Source organism: Paenibacillus sp. J22R67, from assembly GCF_059692175.1.
In genome coordinates this window covers 88,915-107,982 of sequence record NZ_JCAUAX010000004.1, presented here as the reverse complement: position 1 = coordinate 107,982, position 19,068 = coordinate 88,915, and the positions used below count along the sequence as shown (strand labels likewise).

16 protein-coding genes are annotated in these 19,068 nt (G+C 44.4%); 2 read left to right on the top strand and 14 right to left on the bottom strand.

The features are described 5' to 3' along the window. Positions 1-29 precede the first annotated feature (29 nt). From AC58VC_RS16810 to AC58VC_RS16770, 9 genes are all read right to left on the bottom strand, one after another. Entirely contained in the window at positions 30-776 is a 747-nt protein-coding gene (locus AC58VC_RS16810) for an amino acid ABC transporter ATP-binding protein (RefSeq protein WP_497370578.1), read from the bottom strand. 11 nt (positions 777-787) lie between these two features. Next, positions 788-1,432: an amino acid ABC transporter permease gene (locus tag AC58VC_RS16805; protein ID WP_497369906.1), complete on the bottom strand. Its 645-nt coding sequence runs from the start codon at positions 1,430-1,432 to the stop codon at positions 788-790. A gap of 26 nt (positions 1,433-1,458) precedes the next feature. Beyond that, positions 1,459-2,322 (bottom strand): transporter substrate-binding domain-containing protein, encoded by an 864-nt coding sequence (locus AC58VC_RS16800; RefSeq protein WP_497369905.1) that lies wholly within the window; start codon positions 2,320-2,322, stop codon positions 1,459-1,461. A gap of 223 nt (positions 2,323-2,545) precedes the next feature. Further along, the gene (locus AC58VC_RS16795; protein WP_497369904.1) at positions 2,546-3,889 is read right to left on the bottom strand and encodes a sulfatase family protein; all 1,344 of its coding nucleotides are present in this window, start codon (positions 3,887-3,889) and stop codon (positions 2,546-2,548) included. Positions 3,890-3,926: 37 nt separating this feature from the next. Beyond that, on the bottom strand, positions 3,927-4,754 hold the full coding sequence (locus AC58VC_RS16790; RefSeq protein ID WP_497369903.1) for a carbohydrate ABC transporter permease: 828 nt from the start codon (positions 4,752-4,754) through the stop codon (positions 3,927-3,929). Between the two features lie 6 nt (positions 4,755-4,760). Continuing rightward, positions 4,761-6,071, bottom strand: coding sequence for a carbohydrate ABC transporter permease (locus tag AC58VC_RS16785; protein WP_497369902.1), 1,311 nt, complete (start codon positions 6,069-6,071; stop codon positions 4,761-4,763). A 94-nt stretch (positions 6,072-6,165) separates the two neighbouring features. Then, a complete protein-coding gene (locus tag AC58VC_RS16780) occupies positions 6,166-7,497 on the bottom strand; it encodes an ABC transporter substrate-binding protein (RefSeq protein WP_497369901.1) in 1,332 nt (443 codons plus the stop codon). A 123-nt stretch (positions 7,498-7,620) separates the two neighbouring features. Continuing rightward, a complete protein-coding gene (locus AC58VC_RS16775; RefSeq protein ID WP_497369900.1) occupies positions 7,621-8,634 on the bottom strand; it encodes a LacI family DNA-binding transcriptional regulator in 1,014 nt (337 codons plus the stop codon). Positions 8,635-8,935: 301 nt separating this feature from the next. Beyond that, positions 8,936-9,964: an oxidoreductase gene (locus AC58VC_RS16770; RefSeq protein WP_497369899.1), complete on the bottom strand. Its 1,029-nt coding sequence runs from the start codon at positions 9,962-9,964 to the stop codon at positions 8,936-8,938. 157 nt (positions 9,965-10,121) lie between these two features. On the opposite strand from AC58VC_RS16770, the gene AC58VC_RS16765 reads away from it, so the two are divergent. Continuing rightward, positions 10,122-10,544, top strand: a complete 423-nt coding sequence (locus AC58VC_RS16765; RefSeq protein ID WP_497369898.1) for an Lrp/AsnC family transcriptional regulator — start codon at positions 10,122-10,124, stop codon at positions 10,542-10,544. A gap of 65 nt (positions 10,545-10,609) precedes the next feature. Here the strand turns inward: AC58VC_RS16765 and AC58VC_RS16760 are convergent, their stop codons facing one another. The 5 genes from AC58VC_RS16760 to AC58VC_RS16740 all read right to left on the bottom strand — a co-directional run bounded on the left by AC58VC_RS16760 (position 10,610) and on the right by AC58VC_RS16740 (position 15,362). Beyond that, positions 10,610-11,551, bottom strand: a complete 942-nt coding sequence (locus AC58VC_RS16760) for a DUF4179 domain-containing protein (RefSeq protein WP_497369897.1) — start codon at positions 11,549-11,551, stop codon at positions 10,610-10,612. 1 nt (position 11,552) lies between these two features. After that, entirely contained in the window at positions 11,553-12,086 is a 534-nt protein-coding gene (locus AC58VC_RS16755) for an RNA polymerase sigma factor (RefSeq protein ID WP_497369896.1), read from the bottom strand. A 760-nt stretch (positions 12,087-12,846) separates the two neighbouring features. After that, entirely contained in the window at positions 12,847-13,149 is a 303-nt protein-coding gene (locus tag AC58VC_RS16750) for an iron-sulfur cluster assembly accessory protein (protein ID WP_497369895.1), read from the bottom strand. A 188-nt stretch (positions 13,150-13,337) separates the two neighbouring features. Continuing rightward, complete coding sequence (locus AC58VC_RS16745; RefSeq protein WP_497369894.1) at positions 13,338-14,285, bottom strand: ABC transporter permease subunit; 948 nt, start codon at positions 14,283-14,285, stop codon at positions 13,338-13,340. Positions 14,286-14,288: 3 nt separating this feature from the next. Next, the gene (locus AC58VC_RS16740) at positions 14,289-15,362 is read right to left on the bottom strand and encodes an ABC transporter permease subunit (protein WP_497369893.1); all 1,074 of its coding nucleotides are present in this window, start codon (positions 15,360-15,362) and stop codon (positions 14,289-14,291) included. A gap of 477 nt (positions 15,363-15,839) precedes the next feature. On the opposite strand from AC58VC_RS16740, the gene AC58VC_RS16735 reads away from it, so the two are divergent. Then, positions 15,840-19,037 carry an amidase family protein gene (locus AC58VC_RS16735; RefSeq protein WP_497369892.1) on the top strand — a complete coding sequence of 1,066 codons (3,198 nt, stop codon included), beginning with the start codon at positions 15,840-15,842 and terminating at the stop codon, positions 19,035-19,037. The last annotated feature ends 31 nt before the right edge of the window (positions 19,038-19,068 follow it).

Here is a 19,068-nt window from a genome sequence, read left to right as displayed (position 1 = left end):
CAAGACTGCGATTACGTGAGGCGTTACACCTACATATCCCCTAACTGTCTTAGAAATCTACGAGCACGTTCTGTCTGCGGCTGCATGAAGAATTGACTCGGACTACCTTCTTCTTGAATAGCGCCATCGCTCATAAAAATAACCCGATTTGCAACTTCGCGCGCAAACTTCATTTCGTGGGTGACAACGATCATCGTCATCCCTTCCACAGCAAGGTCCTTCATGACCTGAAGCACTTCGCCGGTTAGTTCAGGGTCAAGCGCCGATGTCGGCTCATCGAAGAGCATGACTTTCGGCTGCATGGCTAACGAACGCGCAATCGCTACTCGTTGCTGCTGTCCGCCAGAAAGACGTGAGGGATATTCGTGCTTTTTCTCCTGAAGCCCAACTTTCGTGAGTAATCTTTCTGCAAGTTCTGCCGCTTGTTTAGCACTCATATTTTTAACCAGCATAGGCGCCGCCGTAATGTTTTGCAGTACCGTCATATGGGAAAATAAATGAAATGATTGAAAAACCATCCCGCTCATTAACCGAATTCGTTTAATGGCTTCCCGCTTCGCGGATCTGTCCATAGCGGCATCCCATGTGACATCACCCATTCGGATTGTCCCGGAGTCCGGCTCTTCGAGCCCATTGAGACAACGGAGCAGCGTGCTTTTCCCCGAACCACTCGGTCCAAGCAGCACCACGATTTCTTTGGCCTTCATTTGAAAGTCAATCTGTTGAAGAACTTGCAAGTCGTTAAAGCGTTTTGAAAGCTGATTCACTTCAATCATACGGCTCACCTTTAGTACGCCTTAGATAATTTTTTTTCAACTCTAGTCAGCAGATGGGAAAATAACATGCTCATGAGCCAATACATGACGGCAATGGCGATATAAAAGGGCATGGCAATATAATACTGTGCGATCAAAAGCTGAGCCGTACGGAGCAACTCCGTCACGGTAACAATGGAAACGAGCGATGTTTCCTTGAGCATCCCGATAAACGTGTTGCCCATTGGAGGTATCGCTACCCGCGCAGCTTGCGGCAGTACAACCTTATAGGTCGTTTGCCAAGGAGTAAAACCCAGTGACATCGCAGCCTCCGTCTGTCCCTTACTGACCGATAGAATGGCACCTCGGAACGTCTCCGATAAATAAGCGCCTATGTTGAGACTAAGTGATAGAAATGCTGCTGTAAGTGGACCCAAACGAATACCGTAATCCGGCAAGCCGTAGTAGATGATGAAAATTTGGACGAGAATCGGCGTTCCCCGAAAAATAGAAATATAGAATATCGCAATATTCCTTATAACGATGTTCCCTTTTAGACGAGCAAACGCCACAATCAAAGCAAGAATGAAGCCGAAAAACATCGACACCATGGTGATCAACAGCGTATAATACGCACCCTTTAACAGAAAGTCGAGATTTTGCAAAACAAGCTCCATGCATGCATCCTCCTACGCACTGATGCTCAGATGTTAGGATCGACTTTGAACCATTTTTGGAATATTTGTTTAAACGCACCGTCTGATTTCATTTCAGTCAACGCATTATTCAATGCACTTAAGAGTTCAGCATTATTTTTACGAATCGCGATTCCGGCAAAGTCATCTTTTACAGAAGCACCGACGGTTTTGATCTGAAAATGATTCTTTTCAACCAACGGTTGAATGGCAAAAACATTGTTGATCGTGGCGTCGATTCTACCTGCATTCAAATCCGTAAGCGACGTAATCACATCGTTATAGGTCACGATATTAAATGTACCAACCTTCGGCAGTACTTCGTTGCGTAAATAAGTCTCATCATTTGTCCCAAGGCCTACGCCAATTTTCTTCCCTTTAAAATCTTCAATCGCCTTCACAGAGGTATTATCATTTTTAACGATGACACTCACGCTGTTTTTTATGTAGGGTGTAGAGAAATCCATCGTTTTCTTGCGGTCGTCCGTAATGGTGACTTGGCTGACGAGAGCGTCATATTTGCTTGTTTGCAGCCCTTCTATTAATCCGGAGAACTCGCCCGTAATGAAATCAGCTTGAACACCGATCCGCTTGGCAACTTCCTTAGCGACGTCGGCATCGAACCCGTCCACTTCATGTTTATCATTGAGAAAATTGTAGGGTGCGTACGTCCCCATCAAGCCGATTCTGATTTTGCCTGACTTCTTAATCGATGCCAACAAGTCCTCTGAGGCAGCACTGGTGCTCTTAGGTGTTGCTGAAACGGTTCCTTGCGTGCTATCCCCTGATTTACTCGAGCAACCAACAACCACTGCAGTTATAACACTTATTAATGAAATCCCTCTTATTATTTTCTTGACTGTGACTGACATGTTCTGTCCTCCTAGAGAAAGTAAGTTAACCCTTTAATACTGCTCAAAATAATCTACCACACTACTTATCTACACCTAAGGTTTCCCAATTCCCCCAAATAATACGCAGGATATCTTCACTCTTGATACTTAAAGATTGCTTTTGTTAAAATCCCCGCTACAGCAGCTTCCTAACAAAATAAAAAAACATCGCCCAATTGCAACGATGTTTTTAAATCTCTTATCATTTCCTTTTATACGAGTAGGCAGAGCCATTATCGAATTGCTCTTCCCATTCTGGTGCGGCAATGCCTGCTATTTCTCCATTAAGAAGTGGATCCTTCGTAACTGTCATCCAATCATCCACTTTCGATCGAAGCTCTTCGAGAACTTCCTTATAAGCTGGTAAAACAGCCAAGTTGCTGGTTTCAAGCGGATCCTTTTCCAAATCATATAGTTCCTCCGGAACGTTAGGCACGTAATACGCTTCTCTTACAGCAAATCCCGAAAGACTGCGGTGAATATCGAGCGGTAAATAAACCGAAGGACCATCCTCAAAATTACGGATATATTTGAACTTCTCCGTTCGTATGCTCCTCATCGGGTGATACAGGTCGTGCCAAGTGAGTTCTGAGAAAAAATGATCGCGGGTTGACTGATTTGCATCCTCTTCATCCAAAATAGGCAAGAAACTGTTACCATCAATCCCTTTCGGCGATTCTGCTCCAGCAAATTCAAGGAGTGTTGGCATTAAGTCGACGTTACACAACAGTTGACCTACAACCTTACCGCCTTCTATGCGGCCAGGATAGTACATAATTAAAGCTGTTTCCAAACCTGCATCCATCAAGGTGCCCTTTGCTCTAGGAAAAGCAATACCGTGATCGGTTGTATAGATGACAAGCGTATTTTTATCTAACCCGGTATCTGCTAAACTTTTTAAAATATGTCCAATGCTTTGATCCAATATTTTCACTGATCCATGCAGCAGCGCAAAATCCTCCCGAACTTTCGGTGTATCTGGCAAATAAGCCGGAGGAATAACTCGGTCTATCGGATCAGCAATCGCCTCGTATTCATCGAAATCACGATGTGTCTCAAAAAAGCCGACGGAGGCAAAGAATGGCCCACTATCCGTAGATGCTGCCTTCTCCTCTAAATATTGGACAACTTTTTTCGCAACATCAGGCCCTCGATCACCTGGCACAGGTAATACATGTTCGTAGCCTAATTTATACGTTGAGGAAGTAAGCCTGCTATCCGGCTCATCAATCGTTTCATGGCTAAAACCGATTAATGAGGTTTCGTATCCGTGTTTTTGAAGCTCTTTAGGCAGAGTGGTCACATCCGGATGCATAGAAAATCCAAGGTGAGCCAAGCCGATCATGCCGTGGTTATGCGGGTATAAGCCAGTCAATATGCTTCCTCTACTAGGACTGCATTGGGGCGCCGGACAAAAATACTGGTCAAAGCGCACGCCTTTTTCAGCTAGATTATCCAGATTTGGAGTTTCTACTTGCTTGCCGTAACTACCTAAATATCTGCCTGTATCATGTGAAATCATAAATAGAATATTGGGTTTGTCCATGGTACTCTCCTTCGGTGTTTACATTTTTATGTGTACGCTATTCTTTGACAGCGCCAGATGTCAATCCAGAAATGATGCGTCTCTGAAACAAAAGAACCATGAGAACAATAGGTACTGTTACGATGATGGCAGCTGCCGATATTTCCCCCCACGGGAACGTGAATTCCCCTTGAAACATCGCGATACCTACCGGAACTGTCATCATATTTTCTTTCGTGTTGATGGTTAGTGAAAAGAAAAATTCATGCCACGCATCAACAAAAACAATGATTGCTGTTGTAAATAGACCGGGAGAAGCTAAGGGCAGCAATACTTTCCAAAAAGTTTGCAGGACTGACGCCCCGTCCATTTTAGCAGCTTCATCGAGTTCATATGGGATTTTCGCAAAAAAAGATGTCATATACCAAATGGATAGAGGCAAAGCAAATGTCGTATAAGGGATAATTAAGCCTAAGTACGTGTTGCGTAAGCCTGTAGCTTGCATAAATAAAAAAATGGGCGATATGGTTGCAATCTGAGGAAACATGGAAACCGCAAGCAACACACCTAAAAACACAGATTTCCCCCAAAAATGAAGCCGTGCAATCGCATATGCGGCAAAAGAAGCAATGATTAAGCTGAATATCATACTAAGCCCCGCAACAGCAAAGCTGTTAAGCAAAAATCGTCCAAAAGGATGATTGGCAAACACACTGATATAGTTATCAAGTGTATAACCAGGTACAAACACATCGAAAGCATGTATACCGTATAAATATTGAGGTTGTTTCACAGAAGCTATAAATACCCAAAGAAATGGAAATATGATGACTGCAACAAATACCATCAAGCCGGCGTAAAAAGGCAGGCTCGCTTTCCTAACCATGTCACTCTACCCCCCGCGTTTGCTGATCACGTCGCCGCCTAATATTTTCACATAAATTGTACAAATAACAGCAATACATATAAATACAATGACAGCCAATGCCGATCCAGCACCGAAGTCCAACTCTGAGAACATGGTTTTGTACGCGTAAATCGATAATGATTCCGTGGAGTTGGCCGGCCCACCTCCGGTTAAAACATAGATAAGATCAAAAACACGGAACGCATCCAATGTACGGAACATAAGTGCCACCAGGAATGTCGTTTTGAGAGACGGCAAGGTAATATGTACGAACTGCTTCCATTTATTAGCTCCATCCATTTGTGCAGCTTCGTATAATGAACTTGAAATCGTCTGAAGACCTGCTAGTAAAAGCAGCGCAACAAAAGGTGCGGTTTTCCATGTATCAGCCAAAACGATAGAGAACAGTGCTCCCTGCTTGGTCGACAGCAGCGTGCTCATATCGGGAATTACACCGATTGCCGCAAAAAGTTTAGCAACCACGCCATTCTGACCATCGTAGAGGAAGTGCCAAATCATCGCAGATATGGCTGTTGGTGTCGCCCAAGGGATTAAGACGGCTGCTCGCACGAGACCTCTGCCACGGAAGGTGCGATTGATCAGGATCGCAATCAGCAGGCCGAGAAGCATCTCCATGGATACGGCATATACCGTGAATAGCGAGGTATTTCCAAGAGCATGCCATAAACGGGCATCCGTCATGAATCGTTTGTAATGTCCTAAACCAACGAAATTCGGTTTAATAAAAGAGTCTTGTAGCGCTTTAGTTAACCCGATAGCGTCATCTGGGCGTTGTAATGCTCCAGCTTCCTTTAATTGGAGCAAACTTTTACGCATCTCGTCCAGACTCGATTGAATGCGCTCTGCCTTCTGATTATTCAATTCGATATACTTCATTTCATCTGGAACCGGTTTGAAATCATACAGAAGCTTATCGATCTCTTCATATCTGGCATTTAGAGAAGCGTCGGTCTCCAATTCTTTCTTAATCTGATCCGTCTTCTCTTTTAGCGGTTGCAATTTCATGCCCAAATCTTTATTGCCTGATGCTTCTTTATCAAAAGTTCGGAGCAAAATGGGTAAGGTCTGCGTATATCTCTCCATATCCAACGCATAGGTCGAATGGATTTCACTTCGCGTTGGATCATTCAAACGTACATCGTATAAACTGATCCACATAGAGCGCAGCACTGGCCATATAGCGATTGCGCCAATCAATATGGCAGCCGGCAAAACAAATACATAAGCAAGTCGCGCTTCTCTGGTCATTTTGCTGCGTTTGTTGCGGTTAAACATCCCGGGTATCACCTGCCTTAGTCACCTCGTACGCTAATGAAAGGAAAGAAAGGAAGGGTCACTCCATAGTCGGTAGACCCTTCTTTATTTGGTCCTACTTGCTGACAGCTTGCTTGATCTGGCTTTCCAAATTGGAAAGCGTCTGTTCCGGCGTCTGCTCGCCTGCGATTGCCTTAGAAACTTCCACCTGAATCACACTGGAAATCTTTGCGTATTGAGGTGTAATCGTACGTGGAATAGCACTTCCCAAACTATTGACAAAATCACGGCTAGCGAATAATGGGCTTGCCTTTTGAACATCTGCATCATCAAACAATGGTAAATAGGTTGGCGTTTGTGTGCTGTTTACTGCAATAATTTTTTCCCCTTCAGCACTTACCGCGAATTTCAAAAATTCCCATGCTTCCTTCGGATGCTTGGAGTATTTATTGATTGCCGCCAACCAACCGCCTAATGCTGCCGCTGAACGGGCATCTCCTGCCGGAAGCGGAGCAATGCCTACATTGCCTACTACTTTAGATACCTTTGGATCATTAGCTTGCGCATAAAGTGCCGGCCAATGACGGGCGAATACTGCGCTGCCCTCTATAAAGGCATTTAAAGTTTCTTTCTCAGTAAAAGTGTTCAAATTCGAAGGAACGGCAGAAGACTTGGAAATTTGAACGAGTTTTTTCAGTCCTTTAAGAGCTTCAGGACTATTAACCACGACATTCCCTTTGTCATCGATAATGTTTCCACCATAGGCTGCGACAAGTTCCGTAAAGCTCACGGCTAAACCTTCATATTGCTTAGCTTGAGTGACGAAACCATATTTCGTACCACCTTGACCCTTCAATTGTTCCGCTTGTTTAAGCAAATCATCCCATGTTTTGGGCACTTCTTTTACCAGATCTTTACGGTAGTATAATAGTCCCGCGTTATTGTAACGAGGGAGTGCCCATTGCTGACCGTTAAAGTAGCCAGCATCAATGCCACCCTTTAAATATTGACTTGTTTCAACCTTATCTTCCTGAATAAAACGGTCAAGAGGCAGCAGGAAACCAGCTTGAGCAAATTCAGCCGGCCATACGACATCAAGGTTGACAACATCCACTTCAGCAGATTTTCCGCCTAGAATAGTAACAAGTTGATCATGCATTTGCGAAGAATCATTAGGAAATTTCCGTACTTCTACTTCAATATTTGGATGTTTGGCTTGGAAAGCAGCTATCAACTTCTTCGTTCCCTCAGTTTGATCCGCACCCTGACTAAAAACAATTTTCACTTTCTCATTGGTCGGTGATTGAGACTCCGTTGCCTTGGCGGTTTCCTTGGGTTGTTCTTTCGCTGGCTCGGTTTGGTTCCCGGAAGTACTGCTTCCGCATGCGCTAAGCGCCACAATTAATGATAATAAGAGTGCCGTGTTCGCTGCTGTTTTTTTCAACATATTTACATCCTCCCAATGATTGTTTTTTCATTTGAATTCTCATGCTTCTGAACCTCTGAAAAGCTTTTCAGAAAACGTAGGGAAGCAGTTCAACTGAATCCCTTTTCCATGAGGTCCACCTATTTATTGCTTTAAGTTATACACGGTCTCTCGTTCTTCAATCCAATGAGCCATATACGTTCTTAACTCTTCCAGGGGTTCGCCATTAATCATAAGGTCCAGTTTCCGGATGACCAATTGCCCCATTTCATACAAGGGCTGAGCGACTGTTGTCAGTTTGGGAAAACACATTCCCGCCATCCTTGTATTGTCAAAGCCGATGACCGATATGTCATCTGGCACTTTAATTTTGTTTTCATGCAAATAAGATATGCACCCGAGTGCTCTTTCATCACTTGTCGCAAAAACCGCCGTCATTTCTGGAAATTTCTTATGTAGCCTTTTGACAGCCTCGTAACCATCATTAAAATGATAACTTCCATATTCAATGCAGGTATCGGGATCAAGATCAATGCCATGTGTTCTTAATGCTCGAAGAAATCCTTGGATTCTTGGCAAACCTGATATTGGATCCAGCATAGAGCCGCTAATCATCCCAATTTGATGGTGCCCTTGGCGTATCAAATATTCGGTTGCATCAAATGCAGCCTGTTCGTCATTCACTTTTACGGATGGAATCTCATATTCCAAGCTATGAGTTGCTGCGAGCACAATTGGTACTCCTAATTGTTTAAAAAGCTCGTAGTTGTCAGGGAAAACAGGCTCACTCGTAAAAATAATCCCATCAATTTGCTTTTCACTTAATACTCTAAAACTCGCATTCTTGCGTTCCTGATTGTTATCTGTATTGCAGATAATCAAATTATTGCCGCTCTCTCTCGCAGCATCTTCCATCCCTTTAATCAATTCGGCATAAAATAAGTTGGAGATATCAGGAATAAGCACGCCTAAAGTCTGAGTGCGCTTGTGAATTAATCCGCGTGCTAGCGCATTAGGTGTGTAATTCAGCTGTTTGATCGCTTCCAAAATTGTATCACGCTTGTCCTTGGCTACAATATCAGGGTTATTTAGTACTCGTGAAACAGTACTTATGGAGACATTGGCCATTTTGGCCACATCTTTAATCGTTGATTTCATCTCATTCACCTGCTAAATGTTGTGAAAAGCTTTTCATATATCATATCAAAGCTATCCGGATTGTTCCACAACGTATTTTCAAGGAATAATAAGATAACGACAACTATTATACCTAGTATTATACTCGGTTTAATACGAATTTCAATAGGTTGCAACAATTTCACTTATTGCTAACAGCAAATGCGCAGTTGGTGAGTTTTGCTGGCAAGTAAAGCCTAAATAAAAAAGTCTGTAAATCCCTGGAAGAGGGCTTAAACAGACTTTTTTTGCTAGAGAAGCAGCAGATCTTTATGAACTTTGACTAGGCCGATGAACCGCTGTTGGGAGACAATCCGTTAGTGGAAGCTTGCTCTTGATTTATCAATAAACATTCCGCAAAATCCGGGTCCTCCAAGAGCGGGCTCCCGATGGCAATACAATCGGCTAATTGGTCTTCAAGTATACGGTTGGCAAGACTACGGGTATATATCTTTCCAACTGCAATAACCGGGATATTGAGATGTTGCTTGATCGCAGCAGCGTGCGGCAGCTGATAACCAGCGTGCACATCACTAGGTTGTATAGGGAGAAGTCCGCCTGTTGAGACATGAATCGCATCCAATTCATTCTCAAGGGTCTTTAGCATCCGCACCAACTCCTCAGGTGTTAACCCCCCTGAGCAATAGTCAGTGGCAGAAACCCGTATGGTAACCGGATATTGTCGTCCGACTTCTCCCCTGATAGCCAGAAGAACCTCTCTCAGAAATCTTGCTCGGTTCTCCGAATTGCCGCCATACTCATCCGACCTCACATTGGATAGAGGGGAAAGGAATTGATGAATTAAGAAGCCATGTGCGGCATGAATTTCAATGCCATCGAACCCCGCTTCGACAGCTCTTTTTGCTGCATGTCGGTATTCCTCTACGATTGTATGAATACCCGCCAGAGACAGCGGCTCGGGCGAGCCATAATGCTCGTCGAAAGCAATTGCGCTCGGTGCAACTAATGAATTCGTAACTTCGGGTGAAGATTTTCTACCACCATGAGACAATTGAATAAATACTGGAGTTTGATGGGCATGGATGGCATCGACAATTTTTCTTAGTGGTTCCACATGCTGATCAGTAAATATGCCAATATCATTTTTCCATAGTCTTCCATTGGGGGAGATCGCAGTTGATTCTAAAATAACAAGCCCCACATGCTTGGCCCTTCGTCCATAATGTTCAATGTGGTGGTCAATGGAAAACGCTTCAATCGTCCCTTTATATTGCTGCAAAGGCGCCATGATTAATCGGTTCTTCAGGCGTAAGCTGCCCAAATTAATAGGGTCATCCAAGATCCATGTCATTTCTATTCATTCTCCTTTGCATGTTATTCCTGACTTCATTATAGTGTTGATAACATACAAAACACATAGTAATATTAATATAAATAACGTGTATTAACTAATTTATTAAGTTATTTATTAGTTATTACCTTATATATTTTTGTGAGGTGATTTTATATTGGACCAAGTTGATTCTAAAATCTTATCGTTGATGCATGAAAATGCCAGGATATCTATTTCTGAAATGAGCAAAATTATTGCCATGTCGCAGCCTGCTGTAACGGAAAGACTCCGGAAGTTGGAGGAGCAGGGAATCGTAACAGCCTATCGTGCGCAATTGTCCCCACAGAAACTTGGCAAACATATATCCGCTTTTGTTATGTTTAAAACCAATTGCTGTCCGGACTTCGTCAAATTCTGCGAAGCATCCCCTGAGATTGTCGATCTTTACCGAATCAGTGGAGATTATAACTTTCTACTGAAAGTGCTAACCGAGACGACAGAATCACTTGCACAATTTCTTGATACTTGCAGCCCTTATGGATTTTCAACGACTTTAATTGTACTCTCGACGGCATTTGAAGACAAAAGTCTTGTATAGTTTCCCGATTGCGCACATTCCGGATTATGTCAACCGAAGGCATCTGCACAAACTACCCCTTCTTCTTACTTAATAGGAATCTGCACCGTATCACCGGTTTTCGTAATGATAAGCTGCACGGATTGAAGATTTTCCGGGAGGGCGCCATACCGCATGGAAAAGGCATGCGTTAGGTGCGACTCTTCGCCGGAAATCTGTTGTACCGATTCTCCATTCGCGATCAGATTGATTCCGTTCATGCCAATGCCTAATTCCGGTTGGGATGTACCCTCGATCAAAGTCATCGTCGGAGTTGCGGTGATCGTACCAATATGAATGGACTGGCCATCAACCGTAACTTCTACGACCTGTCTGATCTTGGTCGTCATCGCTTCGTCCGGTTGGTAAGGGAATGTCACTTCTTTCTCCCGTCTTTGATCTTTTACCGGCGGCTCATCGTAGTACGAAAACGTTAGTTTCTTAGCAAGAGGACTGACCGGCTCAAAAGCCAAGAAGCCTTTTGTCTCTGTTTGCCCTTCAATTGGCCCGGATCCGCCGGATTCGAATCGGGAATCCGTTCGAAAGCCTTTGATCTGAATCGGATCAAAACTGTCGTAATTTTGAAAACCATTCGGATTGCTTAAGGTATAGAATAAGATAATCTGATTATCATCTGACATAAGGCCGTTGAGAGTAAGCAATGATCCGTTTGCGAGTTGAACTTGCTCGTCAAGAGGCTGACCCTTCCCTTGATTGTTCAAGTCGCCAAGAGTGCCGTTTACGACTCCGTTGAAACCCAGCAGTGTCTTGCCGTAATAGGCTAACGCATGATATTGGTTGCCCGCGAACAGCATTAGCGCAAGGACTGCCACAGCGATTCTCCAACCGCTTTTTACGTTCCGTATCGTTTTTCTTCTCGGGGCTGCGGCGTTCAATGCCTTTCTCAATCTCGCTTCCAGCACATCAGGTGCGGAAAGTTCACATAGGCGCGCTTTCTCTTCCCATAACCGCTCTTCAACGTTGCTCATCTCAATTCCTCCCATATAACGTTCTCAGCTTCTTCAATCCCTCGAAAATTCTTGATTTGACTGTTCCCGGTGAAACGCGAGTCAACGCGGCAATCGTCCCATAATCTAGATCAAGGTAATATCTGAGTCGTATAGCTTCACTTTGGTCATCGTTCAATTGAACCATTAGCGATTGAAGATCCATTTGCTCCTCCACTTGTCTGTAATCAGACATCTCCGCGTGGCTGCTATATCCGTTACTCCCCTCAAGCGGATTTTCTAACGGTATGACCTTCTTGTTTTTTTTCAGCGCCTGCTTGCATCGATTGACCAAAATGGTCTTGCTCCAAGAGTAAAAGGACTCTCTTTTCTTTAATTGACCGATTTGCTCGTAGAGCTTCACGATCATATCTTCCAGAACATCCATGGCGTCCGCTTCATTCCTCATATAAGAATAAGCAAGCCGATAATACGCGTCTTTCTCGGCTACGATTAACTTCAGCAAAGCCTCCTTGTCCCCATTTTGTGCAAGTTTAACCTCGTTTACCACTAGCATGTCTTCACCTCTCTTTTCTCTAAGAGCATTGAGTAGCTCAAATGGTTCATTCACAAAGAAGGAAAGTTTTGTTAGTCAAGATAAATAAGTTGTTTTATGATGTGCCGATCCGTGAAATCGATTATCAACACGAGGGGTTCAAAATGGTACGGTTATCGGAGCAACGTTTGGACGTAATGCCGCTAGTGTTTATAAGACTGCCAATTCAACCAAGCATAAGTAGCATTTGAGATTGATAAAAAGGCCTGGGATAAGTAATTATCTCCAGGCCTTTGTGTTTACTTCGGGCTTTCCTTCAAATCGCACTAGTCATGAATAGCTCTAAGGTGTACCGTTATTATTGGCGATGAAGATAATGATTATTCCCCCAAATGCTTCTCCAATCTGAACTTAAGTGGGATGGCATAAGCAGGAAGGGAATCTACTAAGTGGTTGGTACACAAATTAATGAAAATTAGTAATGAAAATTATTATATTTATAGATTAGACGTATCGCTCAAATGAGCGTAAGCTTACGCATGTGAGCAAGGCCTGCTCCAAGGAACCTCCCCGAAAGTACTCGAATAAAAACAATTTCGCCTGGCATTATTCAAACGCATGCGGAGATCGTACGATCGACCATATGTACCGTGCCAATTGTTTAATCTGCCAGGTCGACTTTCATCAGTGATGAAACGAAAAAAAGAGCTGCTTCAATGCAGCTCTTGTGCTATAAAATATTCTTTTGCATCCCGTTATTGAACATTAATATTTCCTACCTTTATTTGTCATGAAAACCTGTAGAAGGATTTGTTATGAAGAAACCTTCATCAGGCACATAAAAGTACTGAATCCAAACCCCATCTAAGAGGTCTTCGCGTTTATCTAATACAATTTCAATGTCTTTGTCTGTTTTTACGATTTCATCATGTTCAGTTGGTGTATCCAGCTTTATATCATAATGAGCATGATCTCCATGATTCTGTGTAATAAAAACACGAATCATCTTCCCCTCAGCCGCTTCTTTACTACTCAGCATATTTTTTAATACATTTGCAGCATTTCGATTGATTTTACATTTCATGTTTTGTGTCCTCTATTCAAAATTTGTATACTGTAATACTATTTGTTACAGTATGTTTTGTCAAGATATATTGATTAATCAACAATGAAGAATGAGCAAGTGTGAGAGATAGGCTTTTCATTTCAGTTTCAAACCTATCGATGTCTTTCGTTCTACTTCCACGATAATTCGATTGTTATTGACAAGCATTATTGAGTCCGTTTCTTGAATTGATTCAGGAAAAATTGCAAGGAAAGAATTAAGATCGCGAAAGCAATTCCCGTTTCAATTAAAATAAAAGGAAAATTTCGGATGTACTTAGCTCCATAAGCGAGCAACGAGGTCCACTCGCCGGTCGTTGTCAAATAGATAATATAAGGTGGTTCTCCTGGCTCTGACATCATCAACGTCTCCGAACCACCTATAATGATATTGAAAATCGCTAATTGTCCCATAAGGAAGAGCACGATGATGAATTCGCTTATCAGCATATAAAGCAATTCAAGTCGCATGCTGGAGAGAATGTGTCTTACGATTATATGAAATGTCGAGCTGCCCATCAACCGGGACGTTTCAACGTATGGTTTCCTATTGTAGAAGCTGCTTCTTTCTTTAATTTGATAAGCGAGTGGAAAGATACCTAGGACGGTCATCATGACGAAATAGACGATCGTGAATAACATCAAGTCGTGAGGATCCGCTTTGTTCACCTCATTCAAGCCAAGTCCGAAGAACATGCCTACGAGTGGCGGATATAGAAACAAAAATGCCGGAACGGCAGAGATTACCCAATGCATGGCCCGCAATGCACCGCCGCCTTTACCTGTCGTCCCTGACCACATACCAAGCGGAATCGCGACAATGAATCTTAAAACTGTCAATAATGCGGCATTCGCCAACGTATATTTCAATCCGTTCATAAGCAGGCTCAACATATCGAATCCCCTATGATCGCTCCCTAGAAGATAAGTAGCATTCGGCGAGTAAGGCGGAGTTTCGAAATCCATTTTACCGTCGTTTATCTTCGTTGTCAGGACGACTTTATCGGCATTCGTAAGACCATGGGGCTTCAAACTTCCACCGATAGCAGCTACTAATAGGACGAGAATGAGAATCGCGCAAGAAAAATAGAATATTTTCGAAGTTTTTTTCTTCATGGCTTATACACTCTCCTTGATCTTCACGACAAAGAGTTTGCCGAGCAACGCATACATGGCATGAAAAAGAATTGCCAGAACCGCCAATACAATGCAAAAGATCGGAGTGGCGCTAACATTTTGCATTCTCGGACTTACAATATATCCGCCGAGCCCAAGAATATCGCACATCGCTTCCGCAACTACCATGCTTGCGAGTGCCAATGTTGTCGCTTTAGGAAGCACCATCAAGAGGTCCTCTATGATATTTCGAATAACGTGATGAAATAGAATTTCCCAACTAGACAATCCTTTGGCCTGTGCCGTCGTGATGTAATCCTGTGTCATCTCACGTTCGATCGACAGCCGTAGCGTCCCATATATCAAGAAACAGGGAATGAAGGCGATCGTAAGAAAGGGAATCGTGAACGGTATGTTATTACCGTATTGCGCGATAAGGATCTCGTTTTTCCCCGTCAATCGAGTTAAATAAATGGACACGAGCTGAATGAGAGTGATAAGCAGAAAGTCAGGCAGACCGCTCAATAACGCGTGGATGGAATCCAATAATCTCCCTGTAAACCGCCAAAGCGAAGCCAACATTGATAATAAGACTGACAACAAAACCCCAGCTATAATGCCCGGTATTAAATAAGAGAAAGTGCGGATGATGGTCTTCGTTAATATGCTTTTTACAGAGATGGAATAATCCCCGGTGCGGATTATTCCTAAATTGCCATGTGAGTAGTCAATCAAGAGATTCTTTACAGAAAACAGATAGTAGCGAAACGAAAGCTCTGTCTTTTTTAGCGGTACAACTTTCGCTTGGAGCACACCGGGAATTTCGACGGCTATCTTTTTATATTCATCGACTTTGCCGAAAGGTATGGTTATCATGCGCGTTTTCGGATCGACGATCTTGCTTGCGGGAAGTTCGGATACGACTTTATCAATCGTCGTTGTAGAGCTAAGTCCAAGCTGTAGCCTGTCGGGAGCCTCGTGAATAAAGGCTTTGCTCGTATTACTCAACAGAAAAACAGCTGCAATAGTAAAGAGGCCTAATAATCCCCACTTCAGAACAATTTTCAATACGATCAACTACCTTTCTACTCGTGGGAGCCTTTGATCCTATGCAAACAGTAGCCCATTCGTATGGCCTCCATCTGCCGTAATTTTTTTTCCAATTGAAGGTTTCTACCTAAGAAGAGGGTGTGGTTGTCGCAACAAATTATATTCAAAATCATTAAAGATGTCATTTACATAACGTTAATAATAGGACCTATACTGGACGTTACTTGAACAGAGGGCTGCCTCATGGCAGCCCTCTCATTATTGAACTCTAGTTTTCCTATAGTTGAGCTATAAATCTATGTAGAGTCAATTATGTGTCATTAATATTTACACAATTTCAAAAAAATTAACTCTATAATACCCCTTCCACTCGTATTTTCATTGGTAATTAACATTCCTTGAAGTTAATGTTATTTTATATAACATAATATATCAAAATACTTGACGTCATAGTAACGCAGTGCTAGAATTCCCACTATATTCACTAGAGGGAGTTGAAACATAATGTTTAAGATCAAGAACATTTTGAGGCTCAATAAAGGTCAGTCTTCTTCAGATTTACCAGTCCCCCACGCAGTAAAACGTACTTGGAGCAAAAAAACCACTTTTGCAGCAACCCTCGCTCTTACCATGGCCATCGCAGGATTGGCTCCGTTCAACAGTGCATATGCGTTAACTAAACTGACATCGAAAAGCGGCACGGAATGGGAATTCCATGATTCCTTTGCTCCTAACCTCGATACAGGCAGTGTTCGCAGAGCGAGCGCTACACCTTTACAGGGCTTCGGCGATATTTTCGTACAAGTGTCCACCACACCTGGACCTCGCATGAACGGCCAAATGATGAGAGGTTTTGGACTTACATTTGACAACAATGACACATTTGCCACTACCCAATCTGTTAATTTGGGCAATGTACTTATTACACGCGATATATACTTTGATAGCACAAACAACAAAACACGTTTCTTTGACACCTTTACCAATACGACCGCTTCGCCCATCACGGTCAATGTTTCTTTCGGCGGATCACTCGGCTACGGTACAGGCCCATATTACGCCAATGTGAAAACGACCTCCAGCGGAGACACTGCCATCGCTTCCAACGATTCATGGGTGTTGATAGCCAACGCGAGAGCAGCAGATCGTCCAATCGGTGTCGCTCTTGGTTCGCCTGCTCCATTTGGAGGCGCGTTGCAAGGCACCGGCAACCAGCAAAAGGATCCTTTCACTACTCCACTGGCCACTTCAGGCAATGATGCAAACTTCTACGGCTTTATCCATCGCCTGACGATTGAGCCTGGCCACACCAAGTCGCTTGCCAGATATGTGCTGGCTGGAGAAACAGGCGCAGCCGGACTCACACAGGCTGCCGATTCGCTGGACCAGTTGGCGAAGAATCCTGATCTTACGCACCTGACTCCTGCACAGGTGTGTACAATAAGCAACTGGGACTTGTCCAACCTGGCTGGTTATGATGCTGCTGCTTGTGCAGCCGTTACTCGCCTTGACATTCCGGCGGCTCCTGCCGTACCACCTACGGTGACAACCTCCACTTACGATGTGCTTAACAAAAGCATTTCGCAAATGCAGGATGCTATGGAGAAAGGCTTTACTACCTCCGAAGACATCACAAGGGCTTATCTGGATCGCATTACAGCATATGATTTTGGACAGTTGGGCTTCCATTCTTTCCTTCACGTCTCTGAAACAGCTATCCAACAGGCCCAGGCAGCGGACCAAGCTCGCAAAGGGGGGAAGAGAGGCCAATTGCTTGGCATTCCGATTGCTATCAAGGATCTCTATGATACAAAGGATATGCCGACCACCGGCGGTACCAAAGCACTTGAGGGCTGGCAGCCCCAAGCAGACGCTTACCAGGTTCAGAAGCTGAGAGAAGCAGGAGCCGTCCTTATCGGCAAAACCAATCTTTCAGAATTTGCCAACAGTGGCAGCTTCAGCGAAAGCGGCTGGATGCAAACCTGGAATGCGCTCTATCCGTCCAAAACCTCGTTCGGTTCCAGCGGCGGCTCCGCAGTAGCCGTTGCGGCAAACTTTGCAGCAGCAGCCTTGGGTACACAAACTGGTGTTTCGCTGTACGCACCGTCTGTAGGTGCTAGTCTGACGGCTTTCCGCGGAACGGATGGCATGGCAAGCACGCGCGGTGTTATGCCGCTGACATGGGGACAGGACTATGCAGGACCCATTGCCCGCACCGTCACCGACCTGACTTATTTGCTTAATGCAACTACAGGAACCGATCCACTGGATTTGCTGTTGACAAAGGAGGCAGATACAAAAAGGCCAAGCGACTGGACGGAAGCACTTGATCGCAATGCCCTGCAAGGCAAGCGAATCGGCTATATTCCATCCTCATTCGTTTCCTCGTACGCTGATGACGGCACGGGTGAAGCAGTTTTGCAACATTTATCCGATCTGGAGGCGGCAGGAGCTACTCTGGTCGAAATGAGCACGCCTCCTAGCGGCGGATCAAGCCCACCGGGAAATACCGGCGCCGAGGGCTGGGCGCGCTACATCGAGCTACAGAAGGATTTCCCATTTGCTAACGGCGACGAGCTGCTCGCCTCGCCTAAGGTGCTGCTGTACAATCAGCGCAACTTGCAAGTGCGTCCGCGAATGACAGAAAGCCAGGTACAGGCCTACCTCGATTACAGAAAGAACTACAAACAGATTATTGCAGGCTGGATGGATCAGTACGATGTAGACAGCGTCGTGTATGCAGGATTTATAAGCGATGTGTACAACAACGACAGTGCAGCTACTCAGCTGAGCTCGGACAGAGGTACCGGCGTACTGACATCCAATGTCGGACTGCCAACTGTTATCGTACCTGTAGGCACAAATCCAAATGGCTATTCGATTTCTATGCAGCTTGTAGGCAAAGCATGGGATGACGCCAACATTCTGGGTATGGGCTATGCACTAGAGCAGCAAACCATGGCTTCCCGTCATACAAGCTTTGCGCCTGCGCTGACTCAGAAAGACAATAACGTACCGTTAGACCCAGGCAATGAACATTCAGATTCAGGCAACGGACCGATAGACTCAGGTAATGGACCGACAGTTCCAGGTAGCGGACCGACAGTTCCTGGCAACGGACCGACAAATCCAGGCAATGGGCCGTCCACGCCTGGTGACGGCACTATCGACAAGCCTTCACCAGAAGTGATCTCGTTTACCGACACGAAGGGACACTGGGCCGAGGATAGCATTGTCCTCCTGATTAAGAAGGGATTGCTGTCCGGTTACCCGGATGACAGCTTCCGTCCTGACCTCAGCATTACCCGCGCCGAGGCCGTGAAAGTGCTGTCGACTCAGCTTGGCCTAAAGCCGCAAACAAGCGATTTTACTGATGTACCTGCCTCGCACTGGGCTGCAGGCTACATCGGAGCCGCAGAGAAGTCAGACCTCATGAACGGATATGATGACGGCACATTCCGGCCGGATGACAGACTTAACCGGGCAGAGATGGCCGCCTTGGTTGCCAGAGCATTCAAACTAAGCGGCAGTAGTGCTGTTTCATTCTCAGATGTCCCGTTGGATTCCTGGTCATACCCATATATCAATGCTCTTATAGTTAACAAGATCGTCACAGGATATGATGACGGCACATTCCGCCCAGCTCAAGCGATTACGAGAGCCGAATTTGCCACAATGATAGCCAGAGTACTACAACGCTAGACAAGAGAAACGGGCGCCCGTATGGAATCAG